This window comes from Parapedobacter lycopersici, assembly GCF_040395035.1.
GTDB classification, from domain to species: domain Bacteria; phylum Bacteroidota; class Bacteroidia; order Sphingobacteriales; family Sphingobacteriaceae; genus Parapedobacter; species Parapedobacter lycopersici_A.
The window spans coordinates 20,670-46,243 of the sequence record NZ_JBEBRB010000010.1; the positions used below are offsets into that span (position 1 = coordinate 20,670).

Annotated in this window: 18 protein-coding genes; 7 read left to right on the forward strand and 11 right to left on the reverse strand. The window is 49.8% G+C overall.

Annotation, left to right across the window (positions count from 1 at the left end; genetic code table 11):
* The first annotated feature begins 69 nt into the window (after positions 1-69).
* The gene (locus ABWO75_RS04240) at positions 70-2,976 is read left to right on the forward strand and encodes a DNA gyrase/topoisomerase IV subunit A (RefSeq protein ID WP_353182894.1); all 2,907 of its coding nucleotides are present in this window, start codon (positions 70-72) and stop codon (positions 2,974-2,976) included.
* Here the strand turns inward: ABWO75_RS04240 and ABWO75_RS04245 are convergent.
* From ABWO75_RS04245 to ABWO75_RS04280, 8 genes are all read right to left on the reverse strand, one after another.
* Positions 2,973-5,516: a family 20 glycosylhydrolase gene (locus ABWO75_RS04245; RefSeq protein WP_353182896.1), complete on the reverse strand. Its 2,544-nt coding sequence runs from the start codon at positions 5,514-5,516 to the stop codon at positions 2,973-2,975. The two genes, ABWO75_RS04240 and ABWO75_RS04245, sit on opposite strands and share 4 nt — an antisense overlap.
* 48 nt (positions 5,517-5,564) lie before the next feature.
* A complete protein-coding gene (locus ABWO75_RS04250; RefSeq protein WP_353182898.1) occupies positions 5,565-8,666 on the reverse strand; it encodes an efflux RND transporter permease subunit in 3,102 nt (1,033 codons plus the stop codon).
* 2 nt (positions 8,667-8,668) lie between these two features.
* On the reverse strand, positions 8,669-9,760 hold the full coding sequence (locus tag ABWO75_RS04255; protein WP_353182900.1) for an efflux RND transporter periplasmic adaptor subunit: 1,092 nt from the start codon (positions 9,758-9,760) through the stop codon (positions 8,669-8,671).
* Between the two features lie 34 nt (positions 9,761-9,794).
* Positions 9,795-11,051, reverse strand: coding sequence for a TolC family protein (locus ABWO75_RS04260; RefSeq protein WP_353182902.1), 1,257 nt, complete (start codon positions 11,049-11,051; stop codon positions 9,795-9,797).
* 53 nt (positions 11,052-11,104) lie between these two features.
* The gene (locus ABWO75_RS04265) at positions 11,105-11,320 is read right to left on the reverse strand and encodes a Sec-independent protein translocase subunit TatA/TatB (RefSeq protein WP_353182904.1); all 216 of its coding nucleotides are present in this window, start codon (positions 11,318-11,320) and stop codon (positions 11,105-11,107) included.
* A 69-nt stretch (positions 11,321-11,389) separates the two neighbouring features.
* Complete coding sequence (locus ABWO75_RS04270; protein WP_353182906.1) at positions 11,390-12,757, reverse strand: sensor histidine kinase; 1,368 nt, start codon at positions 12,755-12,757, stop codon at positions 11,390-11,392.
* A 6-nt stretch (positions 12,758-12,763) separates the two neighbouring features.
* Positions 12,764-13,444 carry a response regulator transcription factor gene (locus tag ABWO75_RS04275; protein WP_353182908.1) on the reverse strand — a complete coding sequence of 227 codons (681 nt, stop codon included), beginning with the start codon at positions 13,442-13,444 and terminating at the stop codon, positions 12,764-12,766.
* Positions 13,445-13,490: 46 nt separating this feature from the next.
* Positions 13,491-13,676, reverse strand: coding sequence for a hypothetical protein (locus ABWO75_RS04280; protein ID WP_353182910.1), 186 nt, complete (start codon positions 13,674-13,676; stop codon positions 13,491-13,493).
* On the opposite strand from ABWO75_RS04280, the gene ABWO75_RS04285 reads away from it, so the two are divergent.
* Together ABWO75_RS04285 and ABWO75_RS04290 are read left to right on the forward strand one after the other, a co-directional pair.
* Complete coding sequence (locus ABWO75_RS04285) at positions 13,675-14,580, forward strand: EamA family transporter (protein WP_353182912.1); 906 nt, start codon at positions 13,675-13,677, stop codon at positions 14,578-14,580. The two genes, ABWO75_RS04280 and ABWO75_RS04285, sit on opposite strands and share 2 nt — an antisense overlap.
* A 37-nt stretch (positions 14,581-14,617) precedes the next feature.
* Entirely contained in the window at positions 14,618-15,244 is a 627-nt protein-coding gene (locus ABWO75_RS04290) for a cysteine hydrolase family protein (RefSeq protein ID WP_353182914.1), read from the forward strand.
* A 12-nt stretch (positions 15,245-15,256) separates the two neighbouring features.
* On the opposite strand, the gene msrA is transcribed toward ABWO75_RS04290, so the two are convergent.
* Both msrA and ABWO75_RS04300 read right to left on the reverse strand, forming a co-directional pair.
* On the reverse strand, positions 15,257-15,775 hold the full coding sequence (msrA, locus tag ABWO75_RS04295; RefSeq protein WP_353182917.1) for a peptide-methionine (S)-S-oxide reductase MsrA: 519 nt from the start codon (positions 15,773-15,775) through the stop codon (positions 15,257-15,259).
* A gap of 94 nt (positions 15,776-15,869) precedes the next feature.
* Positions 15,870-16,835: a glycosylasparaginase gene (locus ABWO75_RS04300; RefSeq protein ID WP_502922390.1), complete on the reverse strand. Its 966-nt coding sequence runs from the start codon at positions 16,833-16,835 to the stop codon at positions 15,870-15,872.
* 281 nt (positions 16,836-17,116) lie between these two features.
* Here ABWO75_RS04300 and ABWO75_RS04305 point away from each other — a divergent pair, with 281 nt between their 5' ends.
* The 4 genes from ABWO75_RS04305 to ABWO75_RS04320 are packed head-to-tail and all read left to right on the forward strand — an operon-like array spanning position 17,117 to position 24,066.
* On the forward strand, positions 17,117-18,271 hold the full coding sequence (locus ABWO75_RS04305) for a C40 family peptidase (protein WP_353182921.1): 1,155 nt from the start codon (positions 17,117-17,119) through the stop codon (positions 18,269-18,271).
* Between the two features lie 3 nt (positions 18,272-18,274).
* Positions 18,275-19,360, forward strand: coding sequence for a dipeptide epimerase (locus tag ABWO75_RS04310; RefSeq protein WP_353182923.1), 1,086 nt, complete (start codon positions 18,275-18,277; stop codon positions 19,358-19,360).
* Between the two features lie 34 nt (positions 19,361-19,394).
* Complete coding sequence (locus ABWO75_RS04315) at positions 19,395-22,583, forward strand: SusC/RagA family TonB-linked outer membrane protein (RefSeq protein WP_353182925.1); 3,189 nt, start codon at positions 19,395-19,397, stop codon at positions 22,581-22,583.
* A gap of 19 nt (positions 22,584-22,602) precedes the next feature.
* A complete protein-coding gene (locus tag ABWO75_RS04320) occupies positions 22,603-24,066 on the forward strand; it encodes a RagB/SusD family nutrient uptake outer membrane protein (RefSeq protein WP_353182927.1) in 1,464 nt (487 codons plus the stop codon).
* Between the two features lie 97 nt (positions 24,067-24,163).
* Here the strand turns inward: ABWO75_RS04320 and ABWO75_RS04325 are convergent, their stop codons facing one another.
* A complete protein-coding gene (locus tag ABWO75_RS04325; protein WP_353182929.1) occupies positions 24,164-25,555 on the reverse strand; it encodes a putative oxidoreductase C-terminal domain-containing protein in 1,392 nt (463 codons plus the stop codon).
* Positions 25,556-25,574 lie beyond the last annotated feature (19 nt).

Genomic DNA, 25,574 nt, shown 5'->3' on the forward strand with positions numbered 1-25,574 from the left:
CGGCTGAAACCACCACTACGTTTTAGCCCACTTATTAGAAGATAATATTGCTTTTATTGCGGAGATTTCATGAGCGACGAAACGAATTCCATACCCGAAGAAAACCAACATCCCAAAGACACACAACTGGGCAACAGCCAAACCGTCCCGCTGTCGGGTCTATACGAAAACTGGTTTCTGGACTATGCTTCCTATGTGATTCTTGACCGGGCCGTGCCGCATATCAACGACGGATTTAAGCCTGTTCAACGTCGCATTATGCATTCCTTAAAGGAAATGGATGACGGGCGGTATAATAAGGCCGCCAACGTTATCGGCAATACCATGAAATATCATCCGCATGGCGATGCGTCGATCGGCGACGCCATGGTACAGATTGGTCAGAAAAACCTACTTATCGATTGTCAGGGTAACTGGGGTGATCCAGTGACCGGCGATTCGGCTGCAGCATCGCGGTACATCGAGGGACGTCTGTCCAAATTTGCAAATGATGTGGTCTTCAACCCGGACACTACCGATTGGCAACTCAGCTACGATGGGCGCAACAAGGAACCGGTAACACTTCCGGTCAAATTCCCGCTGCTGCTTGCACAAGGTGCCGAAGGCATTGCCGTCGGTTTGGCCACCAAGATCATGCCGCACAATTTCATTGAGCTAATCGATGCTTCAATCGAAGTATTACAGGGCGGAAAACCCAACTTATTGCCCGATTTCCCAACCGGTGGTATGGCCGACTGCTCGGCGTACAATGAAGGGCAGCGTGGTGGAAAAATACGGGTTAGGGCAAAGATCGAGGAACGCGATAAAAAGACGTTAGCCATCACCGAGATCCCGTTTGGCACGACAACCGGCGGACTAATCGACAGCATCGTGGCGGCAAATGAAAAAGGCAAGATCAAGATCAAAAAGATCGAGGACAACACCGCCCAGGAAGTGGAAATCATCGTCCATCTTGCTCCGGGTATTTCTCCCGACGTGACGATTGATGCCCTGTATGCATTTACCTCCTGCGAGGTATCCATTTCGCCGAATACCTGCGTAATCCGTAAGGAAAAGCCGCAGTTCATGAGCGTGAACGACATACTGATCGAGAATACCAAGCAGACCAAGAGCCTGCTGAAGCAGGAACTGGAAATCCGGCTCAATGAATTGCAGGAAAAGATCTTTTTCAGCAGCCTCCTCAAGCTGTTTATTCAGGAAGGAATGTACAAGCATCAGGACTATGAAAATTCCGGCGATTTTGAAACGGTAGTGCAGGTACTCACCCGGTTATTTACACCATTCTTTCCTCAGTTCTATCGCGAGATTCTACCAGATGACTATAAGAAGCTAATCGAAAAGCCAATGAGCAGTATTACGCGCTTCGATGTTAAAAAAGCCGATGAGCAAATGGCTGCGCTGGAGGAGGAAATCAAAAAGGTACGCCATCATTTACGGCACCTGACAGAATACGCTATTGCCTGGTTCGAAAAACTCCGCGAAAAATACGGTAAGGGCCGGGAACGAAAAACTGAACTACGGGCATTCGATCGCGTGGAAGCCGCACAGGTAGCCCTTGCCAATGCCAAGCTTTATGTTAACCGGGAAGACGGATTTATCGGCACCGGTATGCGCAAAGATGAATACGTTGGCGATTGTTCCGATCTGGATGACATCATTGTGTTCCGGGGCGACGGTCAGTGCCTAGTTACGAAAATACAGGATAAGGTCTTCGTAGGCAAAGACATCATCCACGTAGCGGTGTTCAAAAAAGGAGACGACCGGACCGTGTATAACCTGATCTACCGCGACGCCAAATCCGGAGTATCTTATATTAAGCGTTTCTCCATTATGGGGGTAACACGCGATAAAGAATATGACCTAACCAAAGGAAATAAAGGTTCCCGGGTACTCTATTTTACCGCCAACCCGAATGGGGAAGCCGAAGTGGTAAATGTACAATTAAAACCACACTCAAAACTCCGCAAGCTGCAATTCGACGTTGATTTTTCGCAAATCGCCATCAAGGGCCGGAGTTCCCAAGGAAATATCATTACGAAATACCCGGTAAAAAAGGTTATTTTGAAAAGCAGGGGTGTTTCTACATTGTCTGGACGGAAAATATGGTTCGATGACGTGCTCAAACGACTCAACGTGGATGGCCGCGGCCAGTACCTTGGTGAATTCGACGGCGAGGACAAACTGTTGACTGTCATGACCGATGGCACCTATGCATTGAGCAGTTTCGATCTGAGCAATCATTTTGATGACCATATGATCCGTATTGAACAGTATAACGGACAGCAGGTTTACAGTGCGATACATCGTGATGGCAAGTCCGGTCTGTACTACGTAAAACGGTTCGTATTTGATGAGGCACCTATAGGAAAACGAATATCCATTATCAACGAGGAGCCTGGCTCACGACTGATCCTCATTACTGCTGCTGCTGCACCGTTGGTGCGTATAGACATTCTGAAAGGAAAATCACAAACACCAGACACTATCGAACAAAACCTGGCAGATATTGTAGATGTGAAAGGAATGCGGGCGCAGGGCAACCGACTGACTCCCCATGAAGTTAAGCATGTTTCCTTACTGAGTGTGGAAGAAAATGTGACAGCCCCTGAAAATCAGCCAACCAACGTAGTTGATAAAACGACAGGAACAGCTGCAGATACCACTGGCCCCGAAAGCAAAGACGGTGATGCACCCGCCATACATAACGAAAGTTCTGCAACGGAAACTTCCAATCCAACGGGATTCGAAACCAAACAAAAAACGGTAACAGCACCTGACGCCGGAACTATCGAAACTGAAAAGGGAAAAACCGAAACATCAACGAAAACTGAGGCTAGGGACGCTAGGGCTACCACGGATGAAAAATCGGAAACCGGAAACGAAACGGAAGCCAAAAAGCCTTCCGATGTCGATTTTGAAATCACCAACCCGGACGACATTCAGATCGACGGTAACGGGCAGATCGGATTGTTTTAGCGTATTAGGCCGGTGCGCCAATATACAGTCCGGCCACCCCTACCCGCCGTATCAAATATCCGGAAGGCCACTGTTTCAGATGCATTCACCGGTTGTTCATATACAGGGCTTTGTGCGTTAGGCTCGCTGCCATCCGTGGTATACCGAATGGTAAACCCAGGGAATTGCACGTTGGCATGAAGCTCCCCGTCGCGTTCCATAACGCCTGCCGTCGGAATACGGTACTGGAAGCCCCCTGCATAATGCGCAATTCTCGGCAATTCCCGCTTTCCCAGCATGTTCAGAAATACCGACCAGGCATGTTGGTAGGCCGCATCGGTCTTCGACCCATCGCCCGTATTGGCCCACTGCGGATCCGCCGCCCAAGCCCGTTCAGCCAGTCCGAAAAACTTCGGCAGCAACAGGTATTCCATCCGCTCGACCGTCGTGATCTTCTCACTCCAGAGGGGTGCTTGAATACCGACAATATTGGCCTTGCCTGCCGGTGTCAGCCGTTCCATACCCGTGAAGCGCGACGGGTCAACTAGCTCTCCCGTGCCGTCGTCAAACTGACTGCGATAATAGTTGAACGGGATGAAACGGAAAGGTTTTTCCAAATTAACATAACCGCCCCAGTATTGTCCCGGTTCATAGAAACTGGTGTTATAAGCCAGGTCAAAATAAAAATTAGTTACATTAGTGAGCACAACCTTGTAACCTGTATTCGCCAGCCGATACGCCAGGTCCATATTACCGCCCAGGTTATTCCAAACATCCACATGAAAATTCTCCCCGGCAAACCTCGGCTCCACGACCATTCGCGACCGGCCGTTGACTATCGCCTTCTTCATGCCGATTTCCTCCCAGCCTGAGAGATAGAGGCCACGCGACTTAAGCATGCGATTGATACGTCCAAAATAGTAATGCCAGAGCTCATCTACGTTTTTTACTTCCGACCCTGCAATCAGCTGGCGGGCTGCCGGTGACTTTTCCCATACGCCCGCCGGCACTTCATCTCCGCCAAAATGTACGGTCTGAAGCGGCGCACCTGCTTCAGTATACATAGCCATCAGTTCATCGGTTACCTTTTCAAGGAAGGCGTAAGTAGAGGGCAGTGCCACGTTAATGACATTATCGTTCCAGTGCTGCACCGACCGGTATTCGGAACGGTCATCCAGGTCACGTAACAGGTATTGTTTTGCCGCCGCAGTATCACCTTTTTCCATGTACCGGGTGTATCGGGCATTCATAGATTTGATTGCAGCACGGGCATGGCCCGGTGTTTCGATTTCCGGAATGACGCGAATATGCCTTGCTGTGGCGTAGCGTAAAATGTCAATAAATTCCGATCGGCTGTAAAAACCGCTTCCTGCTGCATTGGTGGTGCCTGGGCCCGACCCATAAGATGGCATCAGGTGTTGAGCGTCATCCAGTGTATGACCACGTTGGCTGCCTACTTCCGTCAGTTCGGGCAATCCCGGAATTTCCAGTCGCCACGCTTCATCTTCATTAAGATGGAAGTGCATCACATTCACTTTATAAGCCGACAATAAGTCCAGTATTTTCAACACTTGTTCTTTCGACTGAAAGTTACGCGCCACATCGAGCATTACGGCACGGTGTCCGAAACGCGGAGCGTCACTAATATGTACTCCAGGGAGTGATATGACAGATTGCTTCGCTTTCCATAATTGTGGCGGAATCAGCTGTTTTAAAGATTGGATACCATAAAACGCACCCACAGCCGTTGCCGCTTCGATCCGGACCCCGGAAGCATCGATGGTTAATTCATATCCCTCCTGCTCGGGCATTTCTTTTTGGCGAATATGGATGGCACCCCCCTCCCCAGCCTTCTCCCCCAAGCCGGGAGCGGTAGTCAGTACCTTGGCCAATTCCGCCTGCAGGTATCCCGCTTCCTGCCCGAAACCGGCGTCCGGGATGATGATTGCGGATGCACCCAGTTTAAACGTGTCGGAAGTAAGCGTATAATCCAGCGGCGTAGGGAGTACAGGTGGCAGCTCCTCCTCCGGCAGATTTATAATACGTTCGTTTTGTATAAATGTTCGTTTCGCCAGTTCCATTTCCAGGCTGTCCGCGTGTGGATATGGTTTCATCGAAAAAGGCAAATCAACTCCTTCGGGATAACGATCTGAAACCAGATAAAAACCGGTCGGGACATCAGTCATGTTCCGCAATATGCGAGTCAGGACATGGAGCTGTATCGCAGAGTCGGGTGGCAAAGACCGCCAGCCGGCCAGTGGCTGTAGTGTAAAGAAATCACCGTTAACCCGTTCAATTTTCGCCATGGTACTATCCGGACCGAAAACCTGTCCACCAAAGCCATTGAAATAAATCGCCCAACCGGCAGCATGCAACGTGTCGGTTGAGGTATTCTTAATCGTCAGCAATGACAATGTTTCATTGCTGCCTGCATGGCGGACCTCAGCAACTTCCCATTCAATTGCCAAGGCATTACGATTGTCAGTTTCACTTTGGGAAGCGCAGCTGCTTAATAAAAGTACAGCACTTAACAGGCTAAAGAAGAAACGGTGTACCATCATTTTGATTCAGTTAGGTACACAAAGTTAATCGAATATCCGAGATTACCTTTATCTGCAGGCAATTTCTTTTTCCTTTCTGTATGCCCAGTAAAACAGCTGGGGAAGTACGGTGAATGAAAGTATCATGCATACCTGAAGCCCACCTACGATCATAATGGCCAACGGTTTTTGGATTTCTGACCCCATTCCGGTCGACATCGCCGCAGGCAATAAACCCATGGATCCCATCAGGGCGATCATAACGATAGGTCGTATACGGCTGCTCACGCCTTTATTGATTGCTTGTGCTAAAGGCATTTTTTTCCTAAGATTTTCCTTCATCACGGCAATGAGAATAATGGCATTAATGGTATTGACACCAAAAAGTATAATAAAGCCAATGCCGGCGGAAATGCCAAACGCCGTTCCGGTGGCCCAAAGCGAAATAAATCCGCCAATAAAGGCAAAAGGAATCGTGCAGACGGCCACTAAGGTATCCCGGTAATTGCCAAAATTAAAATATAGCAAGAAGAGAATAAGGACCAGCACCACGGGCACAACGAATGCCAGCTGTCGCGTCGCGCGTTCCTTACTTTCAAATTCGCCGGACCATTCCACCCGATTCGCCTTCGGTAGGTTTATCGCTTGACTCACTTTAGCCTTTGCTTCAGCAATGGTACTGCCCATGTCCCGCCCGGCAATGCTGAATCCTACTCCAATGTAGCGACTGTTTCCCTCACGGTAAATAAACGCCGGACCTGTATGGAATCCGATAGTAGCTATTTCACGCAGCGGCACGTTCTTGCCTTCCATAGTGGGTATCAAGATGTTTCCAATCTTTTCTTCATCGTTGCGATAGGCCTGCTGAAAGCGCAGCCGAACGTCGAATATACGTTCATCTTCATAAAACTGCGTGGCAGACTGACCTCCGATCGCCATTGCCACCACTGCCTGTACATCTGCGGTATTTACGGCGTATCGCGCCATTTTGTGGTCATGCAATTGGATACGCAGTTCGGGCAAACCAATGTTCTTATACACATTAAGGTCCTCGATGCCGTTAACCCCCTCCAACACCTTTTTGACCTGCCCTGCGTAGTTTTCCAGTTCATACAGGTCGTCCCCGAAAATCTTGACTACCAATGAACTCTTTACCCCGGCTACGTATTCCTCCACATTATCCTGGATCGGCTGGCTGAACCCAAAGTTAATGCCGGGATAGGTCTCCAGCGCAGCCCGCATCCGGCTTAGCAGCTCGGCTTTACTGATGTCTTCCGGCCATTCAGATTCCGGGTATAACTGGATATGAAATTCAATATTAAAAAAGCCTGTGGGGTCGGTACCATCGTTCGGCCTTCCCGCTTGGCTCATTACAAACTTAACCTCTTTAAAATCGCGCAGTTGTTGACGCATTTCCTGTGCCAGGCGAACCGATTCATCCAGGTGGACGCTATTCGGCAGGGTCGCCCGCACATAAATTGCTCCCTCATTTAGGCTGGGGATAAATTCCGAACCATAAAACAGGAATCGGGCAATGCAAAGCACAAACAGGGCGCAAAATCCATAGCTTACTGTCCGCTTATGCCGGTGTCCCCAATTAAACAAGCCCCTTGCCATCCGGATAAACAGTCCGGCTACCCAGTTCTCCTTTTCCCGGATATTGCGCTGCAACAAAACCTTACACATAGCCGGCACATAGGTAAGACTCAGAACAAGCGACCCCAACAGCGCATACCCCAGGGTAAAAGCAAGCGGAGCAAACATTTTACCTTCTACCTTCTGGAAAGAAAAAATGGGCAATAGAGCAACGATCAGGATTAATTGGGCGAAAAAAACATAGGTCGCCACACTGGCTACGCTTTGCTTAATAACTCCCAGTTTCAACGATTGATTAAAACGCTCCATTCCCATCCGTGCTGCACGTTTCCGCATGCCCACAAACACTGCTTCCACGATCACAAGCGTACCTTCCAGCAACAGCCCGAAATCCAGTGCGCCCATCGAAATCAGATTCGCCGGAAGCCCTTGGATACGCAGCATGGTTACGGCAAAAAGAAACGACAACGGGATCACCGAAGCCACAATCACTGTCGTGCGCCAGTTAAAAAGAAAGACAAACACAATTGCCGAAACCAGCACAATACCTTCCACGAGGTTTCGGCTTACCGTACTCACCGTGGCATCTACCAACTCCGTACGGTCGATAAATGGTTCAATCCGAATATTTACCGGTAGTACGCGTTCATTCAGTTCGGTAATTTTTTCTTTCAGTCTGGTAATAACTTCCCCCGGGTTTTCGCCACGCAGCATAATTACGACACCTTCTACCAGATCATTATCATCCTGCAGTCCTACCTGCCCCAGCCGGGGCTTAGCACCAATCACCACCTCGGCTACGTGCTTCACCAAAATCGGAGTGCTGCCCTTCACCGTAATCAGGATATTTCGGATGTCTTCCACCTTATCAAGCAGGCCAATGCCACGAACGACATATGCCTGATCTCCCCGTTGGATGACATCTCCACCGACATTGATATTGCTCCGACTGACCGCTTCGTATACATCCAACGGCGACAGGTCATAATTGACCAGTTCCGTCGGATTAATTTTAATTTCATAAATCTTTTCTTCGCCTCCAAAACTCACCACATCTGCTACGCCCGGCACGGACAGTAGTTCACGCTCGATCACCCAATCCTGTATCGCGGTTATTTCACGAATGGGTAGCTCACCCTTTACTACATATCGGAAAATTTCACCTGTAGCACCCGATGGAGGTTCAATGGAGGCAGCGGCGCCTTCGGGGAGATCAATGCCCTGCAGTCGGTTAGCCGTGTATTGCTGTGCAAAAAAATCATCCACGCCATCTTCAAAAATCACCGTAACTACGGAAAGGCCAAATAGAGAAATGGAACGTACCTCCGCCTTGCGTGGTATCGTGTTTACTTCTTTGGAGATGGGCAGCGTGATGAATTTCTCCACCTCCTCAGCACTCCGGCCCGGCCATTGTGTGATAATCCGCGCGCGCGTATTTGTAACATCAGGAAAAGCCTCGATAGGCGTATGTATTAGCGAATAAACACCCACACCTAATAAAAGCGCGGTAAAGAAAAATACAATAAATGTATTTTGCAGCGAAAAGGAAACCAGCTGCTGAACAAGTTTTTTCATCGTTATGGCAGTGCTTTAATTTTCTCGTATACAAGCAGGTGATTTTTTGTCACCACCTGGTCTCCCGCGTTAATTCCCCCGCCAACAAAATACATGTCCCCGTCTTTGGCCAGAATGGAAATACGTTTGGCCTGCAGTTTACAATCGCCCGCATAGGCAACGGCGAAATACTGATTGTCATCGAAAACAACCGCCCCTACGGGTATAGCCACTGCCTGCGCTCCAGTGCGGCGTTCAACCGCAATATCGGCGGACATCCCGGGTTTAAGGCGCAATCCGGGATTCTCCAACACCACCCGGGCTTTTAGCACCCGTTCATTGCTGTCAAAAACCGGCGATAAAGTCGAAATCCGACCGTGAAAGGTTTCCCCAGGATATGCCAATGTTTGGATGCCAACTTCCATTCCCGGCTTTACGAACTGCATATCTGTTGCGTACACGTTTACCATCACCCAGATCTCGTTCAGGTCAGATAGGGTAAACAGGTTATCGCCGCTGTTAAACGGCGCGCCTGAATTCAACTGTTTATCAACAATATAGCCGCTTTTAGGTGCCAAAATCTCAAAGGTTCCTTTAGCTTCATTGGGATGGAATAATGCCAAGGTTGATTCGATATTAGCCAGTTGGATGGTTAAACGCTCTTTTTCCGATCGGGCTTCCAGCAGGTCGCGCGCAGCAACGAGTTTATCCTCATACATGCGTGCGGCAGCCAACAATTCACGGTCTACCAGCTGGGCGCGGGCCCTGAGGCTCTGTCGTTCCGCCAGCAACGTACTTAATTCCGGACTTTTTATGGCAGCCAACACCGCTCCTTCCTTCACGAAATCACCAAGTGAAAAATGCGCTTCCGCGGTTATTCCTTCCACAAGTGAAACAAAACGGACCACCCCATCGGGGCTATAGGTAATTTCACCGGTCAGGTTAACATGCTGGGTAACCGGCTGCTCGTATACCGAGTCTACCCGAATACGTTCCCGCAATTCATCGTTAAGGCAAAAATCTGTTAACGATTCCTGGATCATCACCTCCCGCGGGCTGCAGGAGGCAGCTATTATTCCGACACAGCCGAAATAAAGTATGATTTGTTGCTTCATATCGTTTAATTGTTGATAATAAGAAAGATATAGGCTATTTCGCCGGTATAGCTGCTACCTGACGACCGATCGCATAGTTCAGTGCTTCGTACCGCTGTTGCACCTGCTTTTTGGTTTCCATTGTGGCCACTTTATTGGAAAGGTATGTTTCCAAAAAGTCCAGGTATTCCAGCAGGCCAATATCGTCGTTCGCGAAACCGCGGTGGTATGCCGTCAGCATCGCGTCAAGCCGTTCCTCAAATCCACCAGCTATTTTTTCATAGTAGTCCAGTGTAATCAGTAGCTCTTGCCACGCCTGTACAATGCTGTTGGCCATTTCATTCCGTTTCTGTTGCAGGTTTATCTCGCCCTGCTCCTGTGCTATCCGGGCGACTTTAATATGTCCCTGATTCCGATTAAAAAACGGAAGTTCCATGGATACGTTCAATCCCACAAAATCACGCATAATGTTTCCTCCGCGGTCGTAATTTATCGCTACGGCCACATCGGGCACACGCCGGGCCTGTTCAGCGGCTAGCCACTTATCGGCATACATCCGTTCCAATTCAGCTGCCTTGAGTTCGGGATGGCTCTCCTGGGCCAAGCCGATAAGCGTGCCTATGTCCAGGTTCCGCAGTGAATCTGCTGGAAACGGAAGCATCGACGGTTCGTCAATAAGCCTCAGCTCGTAGGGTACTGCGATCCCCATGAGCTCTTTCATCGCGCGCTGAGCATGCAGGTTCTGTTCCTTAACCATGTTGATGGATTGCAACAGTTCGATTTCAAACGCCTGCAATCGTAGATAGGAACCCGGACTTGCGTGCCCCGCTTCTACTCCGTGCCCATAGGCATGTAGCAGTTGCTGGAAATGATGGAGCTCGCGTTGGTAAATCTGTAATTGTTGTTGGGTAAATTCAAGCTCACTGAGCCGGTTCCGGAATTCCAGCTTCAAGTCCCGCAATACATTTTCAAAATTCGTTCGGGCCTGCGCCACACCTACCTGTTCTTTCTCCAGCTCTTTACGACGTTTAGCCGCCGTACGAATCAGCTGTTCCACTTCTACGGCCACCTGGGCAGTATTACCCCACTGCCCGGTAAGTGAGCCTAGCTCTTCGGCGCCCGCGTTTGTCCAAAGATTAACTTCACCGACTGATAATGTAGGATTCGGCCATAGCCTGGCCTGGATAACCTGTGCTTCTGCGCGGCCTATATCCAGCCTCGCAGCAAGTAACCGCAGGTTCTGCTGCAAAAACAGCGTCTCCGCGTGTTGCCTTGAAAAGTATACGGTATCCAGGACCGGCTGGCCTCGCAAACCAACAGTCGATAAACTGCATAACAGTAAAAAAAGTCCCTTGCGTATGTGCATTACTTATTCGCTACATCCTGCTCCCGGGGAACTTCTTCTTGCTGTGGTGTATTTTCCGACTGGGGCTCCTCCTGCTGACCGCGCTTAAACTCCCGTATCCCATTGCCCAGTCCCCGCATCATTTCTGGAATTTTCTTTCCGCCAAACAACAATAATGCAGCAAATACAATAAGGATTAACTCTTGACTGCCTATACCCATAATACCTAATATCATAACGGTTGCCTAATCTGTTTTCAGTTGGCAAAGTTATCCGCCCAAGATTAGAAAGGGATTAAAAACCGATTAGAGTTCACTAATGGGCCAGGTTAGGGTAACACAGGTTCCGCGACCTTCGTCTGAATGAATGGAAAAAGCGATCTCGAGCTGCTTACAGATAAGGATCGCCAGTGACAGCCCGATTCCGCTCCCTGCCGTGTTTCCTACATTACGACCGCGATAAAATGGCTGGTGGATTAACGGGACTTCCTCGGACGGGATTCCTTTCCCTTTATCCTGTATCGTCAAACGAATATGGCCATCCGGCATCTCCGCCAGCAAAACGGTTACGGGATTCCCGTCTGAATATTTAACCGCATTATCGATTAAATTAAATAAGGCAATTTCCAATTGTCCGCTATTGCCATTCGCCAGCAACTTTTCAGCGTCTTGTACATCCAAGGTGGTGTAAATGAGCGACTTTTCTATGAGCCAGCGAAGGTAAATGCGATCCAGAACTGACCAAAGTATTTCATCGATGCGATAGGCGGTCTGCTGGGGTGGAGCCGGGTGCAGTCCGGCAAGCAGCCTCAGGTTGTCCATAAGCTGCTCAATATAGGCGACATGGCCAAGTAACGTTCCCGCCAAATCACGGTATTCTGCCGGGGTGCGGTTTTTCTGCGCAAAAACCTCTATGTTGCCCGTAATAGCGGCAAGAGGTGTGTTAAACTCGTGCGAAACGTAATTGATAAAATTTTTCTGAATAACAAACGTTTCCGACAACCGGCGCAGCAGTCCATTAAATGTATGCAGCAATTCATATAATTCATCCTTCGTATCCGGAAGCGGCAATGGTTGATGCAAGGTATCCGCGTTCAGCAAATTGACACTTTTAATAATACGGGCGATGGGTTTATATGCCCGTCTGGACAACCAGAAACTCATTAAAAAAATAATCAATAAGCCTGCCACCAGCGCAACGGCCATCACGAGCAGCAATTGATTGCTTTGTGATATAAAAAATGCGTTATTGGTAGCCACGATCACAACAAATTTTCCCTGATTATCGGAGTACAGGATGCCGTAGTAATAATATCCCGCTGCTTTAAAGTGCAATTGTTCCAACCTACGGATCTGATCCAGCACTTCCGGCGTTACCTGCGCATCCAGCTGCCCATTACCGTATGTAAGCTGGTTATCCGCATCGTACACTTTGACATCCGTGTTTGAGATGCTTTCCACAAACTGGCGACGTATCCGTGCGTGGTCGCCCGCCGGAAGCTCATCCTCCTCCAAGTAAAACATGGCGGAAAGTGCGCTGGTTTTTTGCAGCTCACTAAAAATGATGCGTTCGGACATGCGGTAAAACACCACGTATACCAGAATAGCAGCCAGGATAAAAATCACACCAAACGTGAGCGACAACACCAAAGTAAGTCGATTCCGGATGGTCATGTTTGTTTATTGAGGTTGTTTTAGCATGTATCCGATCCCTTTTATGGTATGGATAAACTTCTGACCCGTGTACTCGATTTTCGAGCGGAGGTAGGAAATATACACGTCCACAATGTTTGTGTTATGGTCATAGTCGATGCCCCAGACCGCATTGACAAGCTGCACACGCGAACGTACTTTGTTCTGATGTTCAAGCAGGTATACCAATAGTTTATATTCCTTTGGAGAAAGTTCCAGCCGTTTGTCCTCAAGCTGAACCGTATGTTCCTCCACACGGACAACAAGTGCGCCGCACCGGTAGACCTGCGTTGGGCTGAGGTGGCCAAACTTTGTGCGGCGGACCAGCGCGTTCATCCGGGAAAGCAATTCCTTGAAATGAAACGGTTTCACAAGATAGTCATCGGCCCCGGCATCAAGCGCCAGCACCTTATCGTCCGTTTCCCCCAATGCACTCAGCATCAAAATCGGTGTTGTATTATGCTTATATCGAACCAGTTTGGTTAATTGAACACCGTCTATCCCGGGCAACATGATATCCATTAGGATAATATCCCATTCAGCAGCCATAATCAGTTCCCTGGCAATCTCGCCTGAGCACGCCAGCGTCGCGGTATGGCCCTGCTCTTCCAAGCCCTTGATCACGAACTCGCTGATCCGGCTATCGTCTTCAACAACTAAGATGTTCATTACTGCCAATAAACATACTATTTTTTCCCCAAGTTCCCGGTAAGATTCAACTTATTACCTTCATGAGCTCGAAGGAAGTCACGAATTTAGTTGAACAGGGCCAGCCTTGGCTATCCAGTGGCAACAAGTGTCCTTCGCATCCCAGGGAATTCCGCACGATCAACTGTTCAGTTGAAAATGACGAAAGTTGTATGGGTATATATACGCCGGTTTTCTCGACTTTTGCAATCATGAACAGACCATTAATCTTGGCATATGCAGCGCTTGCCACCGTGTGTATTGTGTGGGGAACGACTTATTTTGCGATGCGTGTTGGGGTAACCACTTTCCCTGCATTTTTATTTTCGGGCGTCCGGCAAACGATTGCCGGTGGAATACTATTGCTCATCTTGCGGCTCGTGCGCAAAAACAGGGCTTTTCCCATGCGGGAGATGCTTCGCCAAGCCGTTCCGGGCTTCCTGATGATCACCCTCGGAAACGGGGTAGTCGGATGGAGTGAAAAATACATTCCCAGCGGACTGGCAGCGCTTATTGTCTCCATCATGCCGGTATATGTAGTGATCGTGACGTTTATCAGCGGGGCCGACCGCAACGTACTAAACATCAAAGTAGCTGTCGGATTGCTGCTGGGATGTTTGGGTATTTTATTGATGTTCAGTGATAACATCAGTGATTTGGCCAATCCCGATTATTTTGCCGGGATGGTGGTCGCGTTCCTCGCCGCCTTGGCTTTTGCTGCAGGCAGCGTGTACACCAAGTACCGGCCGTCAAAGACAGATGCCCTTACCAATGCCGCCCTGCAAATGTTTTTCGGCGGTGTTGTACTTTTAATATTTTCAATATTTCTGGATGATTTCAGCACCATACCATCCATCTCGGCAAACAGCCTTTGGGCATTACTTTACCTGATCATCATCGGGTCGCTGCTATCTTATCCCTGCTTTGTATACGCATTGGAAAAATTACCCATTGGTCTGGCGTCTATATATGCCTATATTAACCCGTTTATTGCACTTTTTCTCGGTTATTTCTTTCTTGATGAAAAACTTACCTGGATTACCGGATTGGCATTGCTGGCGGCTATGGGAGGCATTTATTTTATCAAAAAGGGACAACGGATAACGGTAAAACCGTGATTGATATCAATTTAATTTTTAACTTCATCGAATGAATATGGATATCAACATAGACTGGCGACATGCGGCATTGCTGATTATTGACATGCAGCATGATTTCGCCGCACCGGACGGAAGTGCTTACATAGATGGAACTGCTGAAATCGTTCCCGTAGTATCCCATATTGCCCAGGCATTCCGAAACGCTCAACGCCCCGTCATCCACATCGTCCGGTTATACCTTCCCGATGGCACAAACGCCGATATCTGCCGCCGTGAGCGCATTGCTTCCGGTATGTCCGTAGTTGCACCTTATACTTCCGGAGCTGCTATTTTACCTGTGTTGCTACCCGATGTTGCGGAGCAACCCGACCACAGAAACCTGCTTGCCGGAAAAGTGGAACGGCTTGGTGATCTGGACTATGCCGTTTACAAACCCCGATGGGGAGCCTTTTACCGGACGCCACTTATGGATTTTTTAATGGAACAGGGCATCCGTTCACTCGTAGTCGTTGGCTGTAATTTTCCAAACTGCCCCCGCACTACAGTTTACGAAGCAAGCGAGCGTGACTTCAGTCTCGGTATTGTGCCGGAGGCCCTTTCGGGAATTTATCCTAAAGGACTGGAGGAATTAACCAATATTGGCGTTAACGTGATTGCCGGGGATGCCTTATTTGCTTTTTGACGCTCAGGTAGTTCAACCGCCATCCCTGCCCGCTAAAAATTTACGCAGCTTGGGTGCAATCACCACCGAACAATAGGGGTTTTCCGGATGGTGGTTAAAATAGTTATGATGGTAAAGTTCCGCAGCATAAAACGGCTTTGCTGGTGATATTTCCGTTACGATGGGGTCATTATACACCTCATTTTCCTCCAGTTGGCGCACAAAGGCCATTGCCGCTGCGCGCTGCGCATCGTCGTGATAAAAAATAACCGATCGGTATTGAGTCCCGATATCGTGGCCCTGCCGGTTAAGCGTTGTGGGGTCGTGGGTTTTAAAGAATACCGCCAGCAACTCTTCATAAGGCAGCACCTCTTCATCATATTCCAATTGAATTACTTCGGCATGTCCAGTTGCCCCTGAACATACCTGTTCGTAGGTTGGATTCTCCCGTTGGCCGCCCATGTAACCGGGTAATACCTCCCTTACGCCATCCAGTTGCTGGAAGATGGCTTCCGTACACCAAAAACACCCGCCTCCAAACGTTGCTGTCATTTATGTTATTTTTACTACTAATCGGTATACCCGCAGTGATCATACAGATACATGTAGTCTGCATCTCACCGGCTGAAACTGCTCTTACCGGCACCTAAAATATGCTCTTCCCCTTTACTAACAAATCTTGGCGGTTTTGGTTGCAGACGGCGTAAGAAAAACCGGATTGCAGGGCATACGCACCGTGCTCACCCTGTTTATTCAGCGCCAGAAAACCAACCTGTATGATTTTTGCTGTTTCCGGCTTTTTACGGATAATCCGGTTTACGGCTTCGCGGCATGCGTCCTCCGGCGAATAGCCCTGCCGCATGAGTTCGACTACCAGAAAGCTGCCCACGGTGCGGATCACCTCCTCCCCGACCCCGGTGGCCGTAGCCGCACCAATTTCATTATCTACATATAGCCCGGCACCGATAATTGGACTGTCACCCACCCGGCCATGCATTTTAAATGCCAGGCCACTGGTGGTACACGCCCCTGAAAGCCGGCCAGCTGCGTCGCGCGCCAACATTCCGATCGTATCGTGATTATACTGATTTCCCGGCAATTTCTCGGTGGTAAACGACCGGTTCTCAATGTTGATAACGGGCTGATATTTTTTTTGCTGTAACCATTTCCTCCATGTCGCCGCCGCTTCCGGCGTAAGCAGGTCTTCTTTTTCAAATCCGCTTTCGAGCGCAAATTGCAGTGCGCCTTCTCCTACGAGCAGCACATGGGGGGTTGCTTCCATCACTTTTCGGGCGACCGAAACTGGATGCGCAATGTGTTCGAGCGCCGCCACGGCACCACAATTACCACGATCATCCATAATACATGCATCCAGGGTGACATATCCATCCCGATCGGGGTACCCGCCTTTGCCCACAGTATGATTGTTCAGGTCGCCTTCGGCAATCCGCACCCCCGCCTCCACCGCATCCAGTGCATGCCCTTCTTTTTCAAGTATCGCCCAAGCCGCCCGGTTGGCAGCTACGCCAAAATCCCATGTGGAGATAACAATGGGTCCATCAACGGAAATCCGCCCGCCGCTACTGCCCAGCAGCTCGTTAACAGCCAGCATGGTGCCAGCCGCCGTGCCGGCTTTAATAAATGTCCTGCGATCAATCATGATAGGATTGAATTAAGTGAGCTAATAAGTACGTTTTCTTGCCGGATGTTTACGGTTTCAATAAGGTTAATTGCAAAAAATTAGCTAAAAATACAATTATTTCATAACTTAGTGGAAACTATCCCAATATGAAAATTCGGCCATGCATCTTCCTTTTCGTGTTTTCTGCGTTTTTACCTTACGCAAGCTATAGCCAGGCAAACCTGCATGATTCTGCACAATATAAAAAAATCATGCAAATTGCAGAACAGACCCGTAAGCAATATGCACCCGATCAACGTACCGCCTTGTTCGAAATCCAGTTGGACACAACCACACACGTCCCACAGTATCATATTACCACCACGGATGAAAATGCGAAAGCCGCCTTTACGGACCAGCTGGTAAAAAGTGGCATCCCTACAACGGGTACGATCACGCTACTTCCCGACAGCTCAGTCGCAGAAACGACCAAGGGTATTATCAACCTTTCCGTGGCGAACCTCCGTACCGCTCCGCGTAACCAGGCCGAGTTGGCCACACAGGCACTGTTGGGCACCGTTGTAGACTTACTACAGGAAAGGGATGGTTATTACCGTGTGCGGACTCCGGACGGCTATATTGCTTGGGTCAGTAGCTCGTCGGTTGCGCCGAAGACGAATGAAACGCTAGCTTCGTGGAATATGCACGATAAAGTCATATTCATATCGGACTTTGGACATTCCTATGAAGCAGCGGATGAGTCATCGCTACGGGTTTCCGACCTCGTAATGGGTGATCTGCTGCTGACCACAGGAACATACGGCGATTATGTGCAAGTGATTTATCCCGATGGGCGTAATGCCTTTATAAGAAGTAGCCAGGTGCAGGCATTCGGAAGCTGGCAGCAGGCACTCAACCCCACGGCACAACATGTATTGGATATCGCAAAAACCATGATGGGCGTACCCTATCTTTGGGGAGGGACTTCAGTAAAAGGCGTGGATTGCAGTGGCTTTACCAAGACAGCTTATTACATGAATGGCCTGGTTGTTCCACGGGACGCTTCGCAGCAAGTGCTGGCCGGACTCGCATTGGACGTGCTTACCGAAGACGACTTGGATACGGCAAAGCTGCTCCGCAACCTACAGCCTGCCGATTTGCTGTTCTTTGCTGCTGCAAAAGGAAAAACACCCCATCCCCGCGTTACGCATGTGGCGTTGTATATGGGCAATGGACTATTTATCCACGCTTCGGGAACGGTCCGCATTAACAGCTTGCTGAAAAGCGCACCAAATTACGATGCTGACCGGGCAAATACCCTCGTTGCTGCCCGCCGTTACCTTGGTCAGCAGGATCCGGCGCTGCAATTCCTGACAGCGCATCCGGCGTATAATACCCAAGCAGCCCGCCTACCACAAACCAATTAACCAATGAACACCAATAGCCATACAGTCAATCCGTTATTTTCAACTCCCGACACGATAACCCGTAAGATGGGCAAATTTACCCTTCGTTACCGCCCTTATACACTTACACTTAAACACGTATTTACCATAGCAGCCGGATCGCGTAGCACAACGCCTGTTGTGCTGGTGGCACTGGAATATGATGGAGTTGCAGGATATGGCGAGGCGTCTATGCCTCCTTACCTTGGGGAAAGCCATGAATCGGTAGTTGCCTTTTTGAATCGGGTAGACCTCACCACTTTTTCCGACCCTTTCCTTACAGCAGATATCCTAACGTATATCGACAGCCTCGCAATGAAGAATACGGCGGCGAAGGCATCGATTGACATCGCATTGCATGACTTGCTCGGGAAACTAATGGGGCAGCCCCTGCACCGGATATGGGGGTATAACCCGAAAGCCACACCGGACACCACCCTTACCATTGGCATTGATACACCTGAAATCGTACGGCAAAAGGTCCGGGAAGCCGACTCTTTTAATATTCTGAAGGTAAAATTGGGCTTGGACACGGATAAACTGATGATTGAAACGATCCGCGAAGTAACAGATAAGCCCCTCTGCGTCGACGCGAATCAGGGTTGGAAAAAAAGAGAGGAGGCGCTGGAAATGGCACATTGGCTGGCCGAGCGGGGTGTTATTTTCCTGGAACAGCCAATGCCCAGAGAACAGGTGGATGATAATGCGTGGCTTACGGCACACAGCCCAATTCCAACCGTAGGCGATGAAGCTGTCCAGCGGTTAAGCGATGTCCGTAGCGCCCATGGGGTATACAGCGGTATCAACATCAAACTGATGAAATGCACGGGGTTAAGGGAAGCACATAAGATGGCTGAACTGGCTCGGGCACTGGACATGAAAGTGATGCTGGGCTGCATGACGGAAACATCGTGTGCGATATCCGCCGCAGCACAACTGTCACCCGTGGTCGACTGGGCTGACCTGGACGGTGCATTGCTGATCAGCAACGACGTGTATCAAGGCATGACGGTTGAACGGGGAAAAGTGGTTTTACCCGACAGGCCGGGCATCGGTATCGCATTTTGCTAACGACGAGATATAACTAACCAAAATTAAAACCATTATGAACAAGCGATTATTTTTCTTCGCTTGGGCGCTGCTGTGTACATGGGTGTATGTGGCGGAAGCCCGGCAAATGGCTGTAACCGGAAGGGTTACAGACGCGATGGACGGATCGCCGTTATCGGGGGTTACGGTTGTGATCAAAGGCTCCAGCATGGCCACCGCTACCGGCAGCGATGGCCGTTACCGCATCGATATTCCGGATGGCAATGCCGTATTATCCTTTTCGGCAGTTGGCTACGCGCTACAAGAAATACGCGTAGGCAATAATACCGTAGTGGACGCGCAGCTTACGGCTTCGAACCGTGCACTTGACGAGGTCATGGTCGTCGCCTACGGGACAGCAACAAGGGATACCTATACTGGTTCCGCCGCAGTAATCCGGCAGGAAGAAATCCAGGACGTTCCCACCGTTTCTTTTGAGGGTGCACTCTCGGGCCGGGTACCGGGAATACAGATCACCGCTTCTTCAGGGCAGGCCGGATCGGCCCCCAGTATACGAATCCGCGGGATCGGCTCCATGAATGCCTCCAACGAGCCGCTATACGTCATTGATGGCGTTCCCGTGGTATCGGGCAGTGGCGGCCAATTCGGCGATTACCTTTATACCTCCAATAACATCCTGAATTCCCTGAACCCATCCGACATTGAGTCGATTACTGTACTGAAAGATGCAGCCGCATCTTCCCTGTACGGCTCAAGGGCAGCAAATGGGGTGGTCGTGATTACAACCAAAAAGGGCCAGCTTGGAAAGCCGGTCATCAACATCCGTTCCTCCGTAGGCTTTACACCAAGCTGGGCCACAGATAACTATGAGCCGGCAGGTGTACAGCAACAGGTAAATATGCTGTACCAGGTTTTTCACGACCTCGGCACGTCCAATGGCTCCACTGAAGCAGAGGCCAATGAAACGGCGCTCAATATGCTGAACAGCCGGTTTAACCGGCATGGCTATTATTTTGAAACGGCCGGCGCCGGTGTCTTGGAAAATGTGGCCATCAGAGGACTGACCGATGGCCTCGTAAATCGTGAGGGTACTTATTTTGATTGGGAAGACCGGTTGTTTCGGACCGGAATATACCAAACCAACGACCTGTCGGTGAGCGGTGGTACGGAGAGCACCCGATATTATTCCTCCCTTTCCTATACGAAAGACAAGAACCGGATTGTAATTAATGATTATGACCGGATAGCGGGCCGGATCAATTTATCGCAGAACATCGGAAAACACGTCGAATTTATATCAAATATCAGCGTTTCAAACAATAAACAGCAGGGATTTAATGATACCCGTAACCTGGGTGGAAATTATTATCTGCAGACACGCAATCTGTTATGGCCGCTATACTGGCCAACCGACTACAAAACGGGCGAACCCTGGGTAAACCGGTACGGTAGCTATGCATATAACGCGGAATATTATGAAAATGAATGGGAAAATAGCGCGAATACACTTCGGATTGCCGCTAACGAAACACTGAACATCCAGTTGCTTCCCGAACTGAACGTAAAATCGGTGTTCTCTTATGAAAATAACGCAGTGAAAGAACACCTTTACTACAGCGCAAATCACTACGACGGCGCAACCTCAAACGGTGAGGTCAACGAGATTAATACAACGTATAGGAAGTTGGTATCTTCTACCACGGCGAATTACAACAAACAGTTCGGCATGCATGGATTGGACCTGCTCGCAGGTTTTGAAGCAGAGAAGAACAATACCGATTTTCAACGTGCCACTGGAACGGATCTCCCCTCCAGTGCATTGCATTCCGTGGCCACCGCAGGGGAGCTGGACGCCAGTGCCTATTCCTGGGGTTATAACATGCTTTCGGTATTGTCCCGCGTGGCTTACAACTACGGCAGTAAATACAACCTGTCAGCATCGTACCGCCGCGACGGTTCGTCACGGCTGAGTCCGGAAAACCGCTGGGGTAATTTCTGGTCGGTCGGCGGCGCATGGACGATCAGTGAGGAATCCTTTATGGACCGTGCAACCTTTCTCAGCAACCTGCGCTTACGCGCTTCTTATGGAACAAATGGCACACAGCCCACGGATAATTTCGGGTGGCGGACGTTGACCGGTTATACCAGTCGCTACATGGGAAGTGCCGGTGGCGCAATCAATACAATTGGCAATGAAGCGCTGACATGGGAAACCAGTTATTCCACAAATGTAGCGTTGGAAATCGGCTTGTTTGAAGATCGGCTTTACGGCGTAGTGGAATACTTCAATCGCGATTCCAGGAACCTATTACAGGACGTGCCCATTTCAACGGTAACGGGATTCGGCTCCATTCTCCGGAATATCGGTGAGGTGAATAACCGTGGCCTGGAAATCGAATTGGGGTACGACATCCTCCGGGAGGGTGATTGGAAGTGGAGCGCAAACGTCAACGGATCCTTTATCGATTCCAAGGTGACCAAACTGTATAAAAATGAGGGCGACCCTAAGGGGCAGGATATTATCTGGGACGACCCAACGGGTGGAGATGACAGAGCTGAGTTTATTTATCGTGAAGGGGAATCCATGTTGAGTTTCTATGGATTCGAATGGGCTGGCGTAGACCCGGAAAATGGCCGGAACATGTGGTATGTCAACCATCCCGATGGCAACGATGTCGGTGATTTTATGCACAACGGCAAGGGAGCCACTTATAATTGGTCGGATGCGAATCGTGTGATTCTTGGATCGGCGATTCCCACAGTATACGGTGGCCTGAACACCAACATCAGCTACAAGGGGCTTAGTCTTGGCCTTAACTTCAGTTACAAAATAGGCGGTTATCTTTATGACGGGGCCTTCAAGGATGTGGCAGACGACGGGTATTACTGGGAACGGATCCGCGCGCAGTATTACGATGAGAACAGGTGGACTGTGGAACGTCCCGGTGGTTCGCTGCCCAAACTCGACGGCAACGACCTGACCGATGCCATGCAATACAGCAGCCGCCAGATGCACAACGCCAGCTTCCTCCGCCTGAAGAACATTAACCTGACGTATACGATACCCACACAGGTGATTAGCAAGATCGGTGTTTCCGGCGCCCGGATATATTTCAATGGAACGAACCTGTTAACCTTCTCCCGGTATAAAATCGCCGATCCGGAGGTTAACCAGTTTGGCACGCGCGGCTGGGAGACGCCATATGGCAAAACCTATACATTCGGTGTTGAATTCAGTTTTTAACGATTTAAAGATTTGTACAATGAAAACGATAACTATACTGTGGGTAGGGGTATCAATTGCAGCATGCCTTTCATGCTCCGACTTCCTGGATGTGAAACCGACTAACTCGGGCGATTCCCAAAGCTCCATACAAACGGCTGCCGATGCACAGGTGATGATCAACGGGCTGATGCGCTCCATGACCAGCTCGGATTATTATGGACGGAATTTTATCATGTATGGCGATGCAAAGGGTGGAGACCTGACCATTGCATCCCAGGGCCGCGGACTGGATCCGCTGTACACGTTCAATCATACGGTAACTGCCAATAGTTATTCCGGTTTCTGGACCCAGCTGTATGAAAGCATTTTACAGGTAAATAACCTGCTGGAAAACATAGACAGGCTGGAGCAGGAAGGGACAACGGACGACTTCAGTACGTACAAGGGGCAGGCGCTCACTGCCCGGGCCCTGATTTACTTTGATTTGGTTCGCCTATACGGTAAAGCATATACCGATGACCCGGCGTCATACGGCGTTCCCAATATAACGGCCACACTCGAAGCATCCGCTCAGCCGCTCCGGGCGACGGTTGCGGAAAACTACACCCAGATATTGGCTGACCTGACTGCTGCGGCACCATTGCTTCCCAAAACCCCAACCAATGGCTATTTAAACTATTACGCTAACAAAGCGTTGCAGGCACGGGTAAACCTGTATATGGGTGACCACGCAGCAGCATTAAGTGCTGCGGAGGAAATCATCAACGACAAGATATATACGCTATATGAAAACGGGACGTGGACAGACTCATGGAAGACGCCATTTGGCACCGAATCCATATTTGAATTAGGTATGTTCCCGAACGAGGGCGATTTAGGCAGCGCATCGCTGGGCTTTTATTTGCGGCGCCTGGCACACGGCGCACCCACGGCTGCTGGCTGGTTCATGGCCAGCGATTACTTTCTTGAACGCCTGGGAGAAGATCAGGACGATGTGCGCTGGGGAGTAATGGACCAGGATGAATCGGAAGCCCCGCGTTTGGGTTCATGTTATAAATATAGTGGCAGTGTTGCATTGGAGGGCGATGGGAAGTCGACCAACACCGCAGTAAACATCAAAGTCATCCGGCTCTCAGAAATATACCTCATCGCGGCTGAGGCCGCCCTGCCCACCGATCCGGGGCTTGCGGCCAGTTACCTCAACGCCATCCGGAAGCGGTCACCGAACCTGCCACCGGCTACCGCGGCAACGATCACCCTGGATATGATTCTCGACGAACGGAGTAAAGAGCTGTTTGCCGAAGGCCACCGGTTTTTTGACATGATCCGGTTAAACCGGTCGATCACATTCAACGATGATTTTGGCGGGATTACGGTCCCTCACCGGGAAAAAACGATTGACAGAAGTTTTTACAAGACGGTTTTACCTATTTCGCAGGACGAAATCAACGCCAACCCGGGGATTGAAGCGCAGCAGAATCCCGGGTATTCGGCCCAATAATAAAAAGCTAATGGCGCTGGGCAGTCGAGCATGGTTTCAAGACTGCTGACTGCTTAGCGCCAAGGTATTGTTTAGCACCTTCGGCGCAAACGACGCCCTATTCAGGACCTGTGGTTTCCGCCACTTCAAGTGCCTTGGTAGTCACGTAGTATTTGGCCAGCATGTTGGGCACCTCCCAGTCAGGCAAGGTACCTGATCCCAAAAAGGACAGGTATTTTTCGGTGACCTGTGCAAAATGCTCCTCATGGGAGGTCACCAGCGCGGAATCAACTCCAATGCGATATAGGCCATCAGGCAAACGCTCGAATGTCAGTCCCGGATAGGTAGCACCGAGTCGATTCATCGCATCACCGAGTGCCGACTCGAAAGAGGCTACGTCCCGTTCTTCAGTAGGCTGGACGTAGAGCACCGGCTTATATGACTCTGCTTTCCCCTGCTTGATGATCAAGTTAGCATATCGCCCACGCATAATGGAATAATGGGTATCACCGGCGCCTTCGGGGGCTTCAAAATTCCATACAACTGATACCCGGGCATGGATACCCCGGATCCTGTAATTAATTTCACCGTTGGCAAAAACGGCGAGGTTGCCATTGCTGTCCAGGGCATCACGCAGGTATTCCGGGAAGTCGGGGGTTTGCGTTGATTGGGTAAACTGCGCTGGCGTAACAATAGCCGGCCACCGTTTGGCATTAATTACCTCGATATCCCGATCATAATGGATTACTTCCTCCGGAAAACTCTCCCATTGCACCAGGTCGACCAAATGCGTGGTAATATCCACGAGCCCCTCCCCTTGTTGCCGGGTATCGTAAAACCACGCCGGCCGGATCAGCGGTTTGCCCGACACTTCCTTGAAAAAATGATGTACACTTTCCTTGGTGATTGCGGGGTGCTCGGCATCTCCAGTAACAAGTCCCCCAAAGAATTCAGGCAGCTGCGAAAGCTCTTTTTGCAGTATGGTATTAATTTCATACCGTTCGGTCATGATGTCGTATAACACCACGTGATTTTCCAGCGCCTGCGCAAATGCAGCTTCCAGCCGGGGGAAATCGACATGGCGGATAATCATCGGCTTATCTGCCAGTACATGTAAGCCCGCCGCCACAGCCTGGCCGATGTAATCCATCTTGTGCTGGTTATTGCCCGACAGAACCACTACGTTCCCCTTTCGTTCATCCAGCATCTTCTCCATGAAATCTGCCCCGGAATACACGACCTCTTTCCAGTGTGTAGGGTGATCGGGCCGGGAGTTGTATTGTGTTATCAGTGCCAGGTGAGCCTTCAGTTCAGGTCCATCCGGAGCGTACACATACGCGGTGTCACTCACACCGGGGTACGCCGACTTTTGCACCAGCGATGCGTGGAAATGCCCCGGAGCAACCGTCACCAGTTTAATCGTTTCCTGTGTTTGACCCGCATGCTGCTTGTTGCCGCAGGCGGCGAGACCCATAATCAGGATCATGCAAATTGGCGTATTTGTTTTCATAAACAAGGTATCAGTGGTT

Excerpts from the sequence above, each read along its gene's own strand:
- ABWO75_RS04275 (WP_353182908.1), bottom strand. The coding sequence starts at position 13,444 with ATGAACATCTTAGTTGTTGAAGACGATAGCCGGATCAGCGAGTTCGTG.
- ABWO75_RS04305 (WP_353182921.1), top strand. The coding sequence starts at position 17,117 with ATGCAAATTGCAGAACAGACCCGTAAGCAATATGCACCCGATCAACGT.
- ABWO75_RS04240 (WP_353182894.1), top strand. The coding sequence starts at position 70 with ATGAGCGACGAAACGAATTCCATACCCGAAGAAAACCAACATCCCAAA.
- ABWO75_RS04245 (WP_353182896.1), bottom strand. The coding sequence starts at position 5,516 with ATGATGGTACACCGTTTCTTCTTTAGCCTGTTAAGTGCTGTACTTTTA.
- ABWO75_RS04255 (WP_353182900.1), bottom strand. The coding sequence starts at position 9,760 with ATGAAGCAACAAATCATACTTTATTTCGGCTGTGTCGGAATAATAGCT.
- ABWO75_RS04285 (WP_353182912.1), top strand. The coding sequence starts at position 13,675 with ATGAACAGACCATTAATCTTGGCATATGCAGCGCTTGCCACCGTGTGT.
- ABWO75_RS04290 (WP_353182914.1), top strand. The coding sequence starts at position 14,618 with ATGGATATCAACATAGACTGGCGACATGCGGCATTGCTGATTATTGAC.
- msrA (WP_353182917.1), bottom strand. The coding sequence starts at position 15,775 with ATGACAGCAACGTTTGGAGGCGGGTGTTTTTGGTGTACGGAAGCCATC.
- ABWO75_RS04310 (WP_353182923.1), top strand. The coding sequence starts at position 18,275 with ATGAACACCAATAGCCATACAGTCAATCCGTTATTTTCAACTCCCGAC.
- ABWO75_RS04270 (WP_353182906.1), bottom strand. The coding sequence starts at position 12,757 with ATGACCATCCGGAATCGACTTACTTTGGTGTTGTCGCTCACGTTTGGT.
- ABWO75_RS04265 (WP_353182904.1), bottom strand. The coding sequence starts at position 11,320 with ATGATATTAGGTATTATGGGTATAGGCAGTCAAGAGTTAATCCTTATT.
- ABWO75_RS04325 (WP_353182929.1), bottom strand. The coding sequence starts at position 25,555 with ATGAAAACAAATACGCCAATTTGCATGATCCTGATTATGGGTCTCGCC.
- ABWO75_RS04250 (WP_353182898.1), bottom strand. The coding sequence starts at position 8,666 with ATGAAAAAACTTGTTCAGCAGCTGGTTTCCTTTTCGCTGCAAAATACA.
- ABWO75_RS04280 (WP_353182910.1), bottom strand. The coding sequence starts at position 13,676 with ATGATTGCAAAAGTCGAGAAAACCGGCGTATATATACCCATACAACTT.
- ABWO75_RS04320 (WP_353182927.1), top strand. The coding sequence starts at position 22,603 with ATGAAAACGATAACTATACTGTGGGTAGGGGTATCAATTGCAGCATGC.
- ABWO75_RS04315 (WP_353182925.1), top strand. The coding sequence starts at position 19,395 with ATGAACAAGCGATTATTTTTCTTCGCTTGGGCGCTGCTGTGTACATGG.
- ABWO75_RS04300 (WP_502922390.1), bottom strand. The coding sequence starts at position 16,835 with ATGCTGGCTGTTAACGAGCTGCTGGGCAGTAGCGGCGGGCGGATTTCC.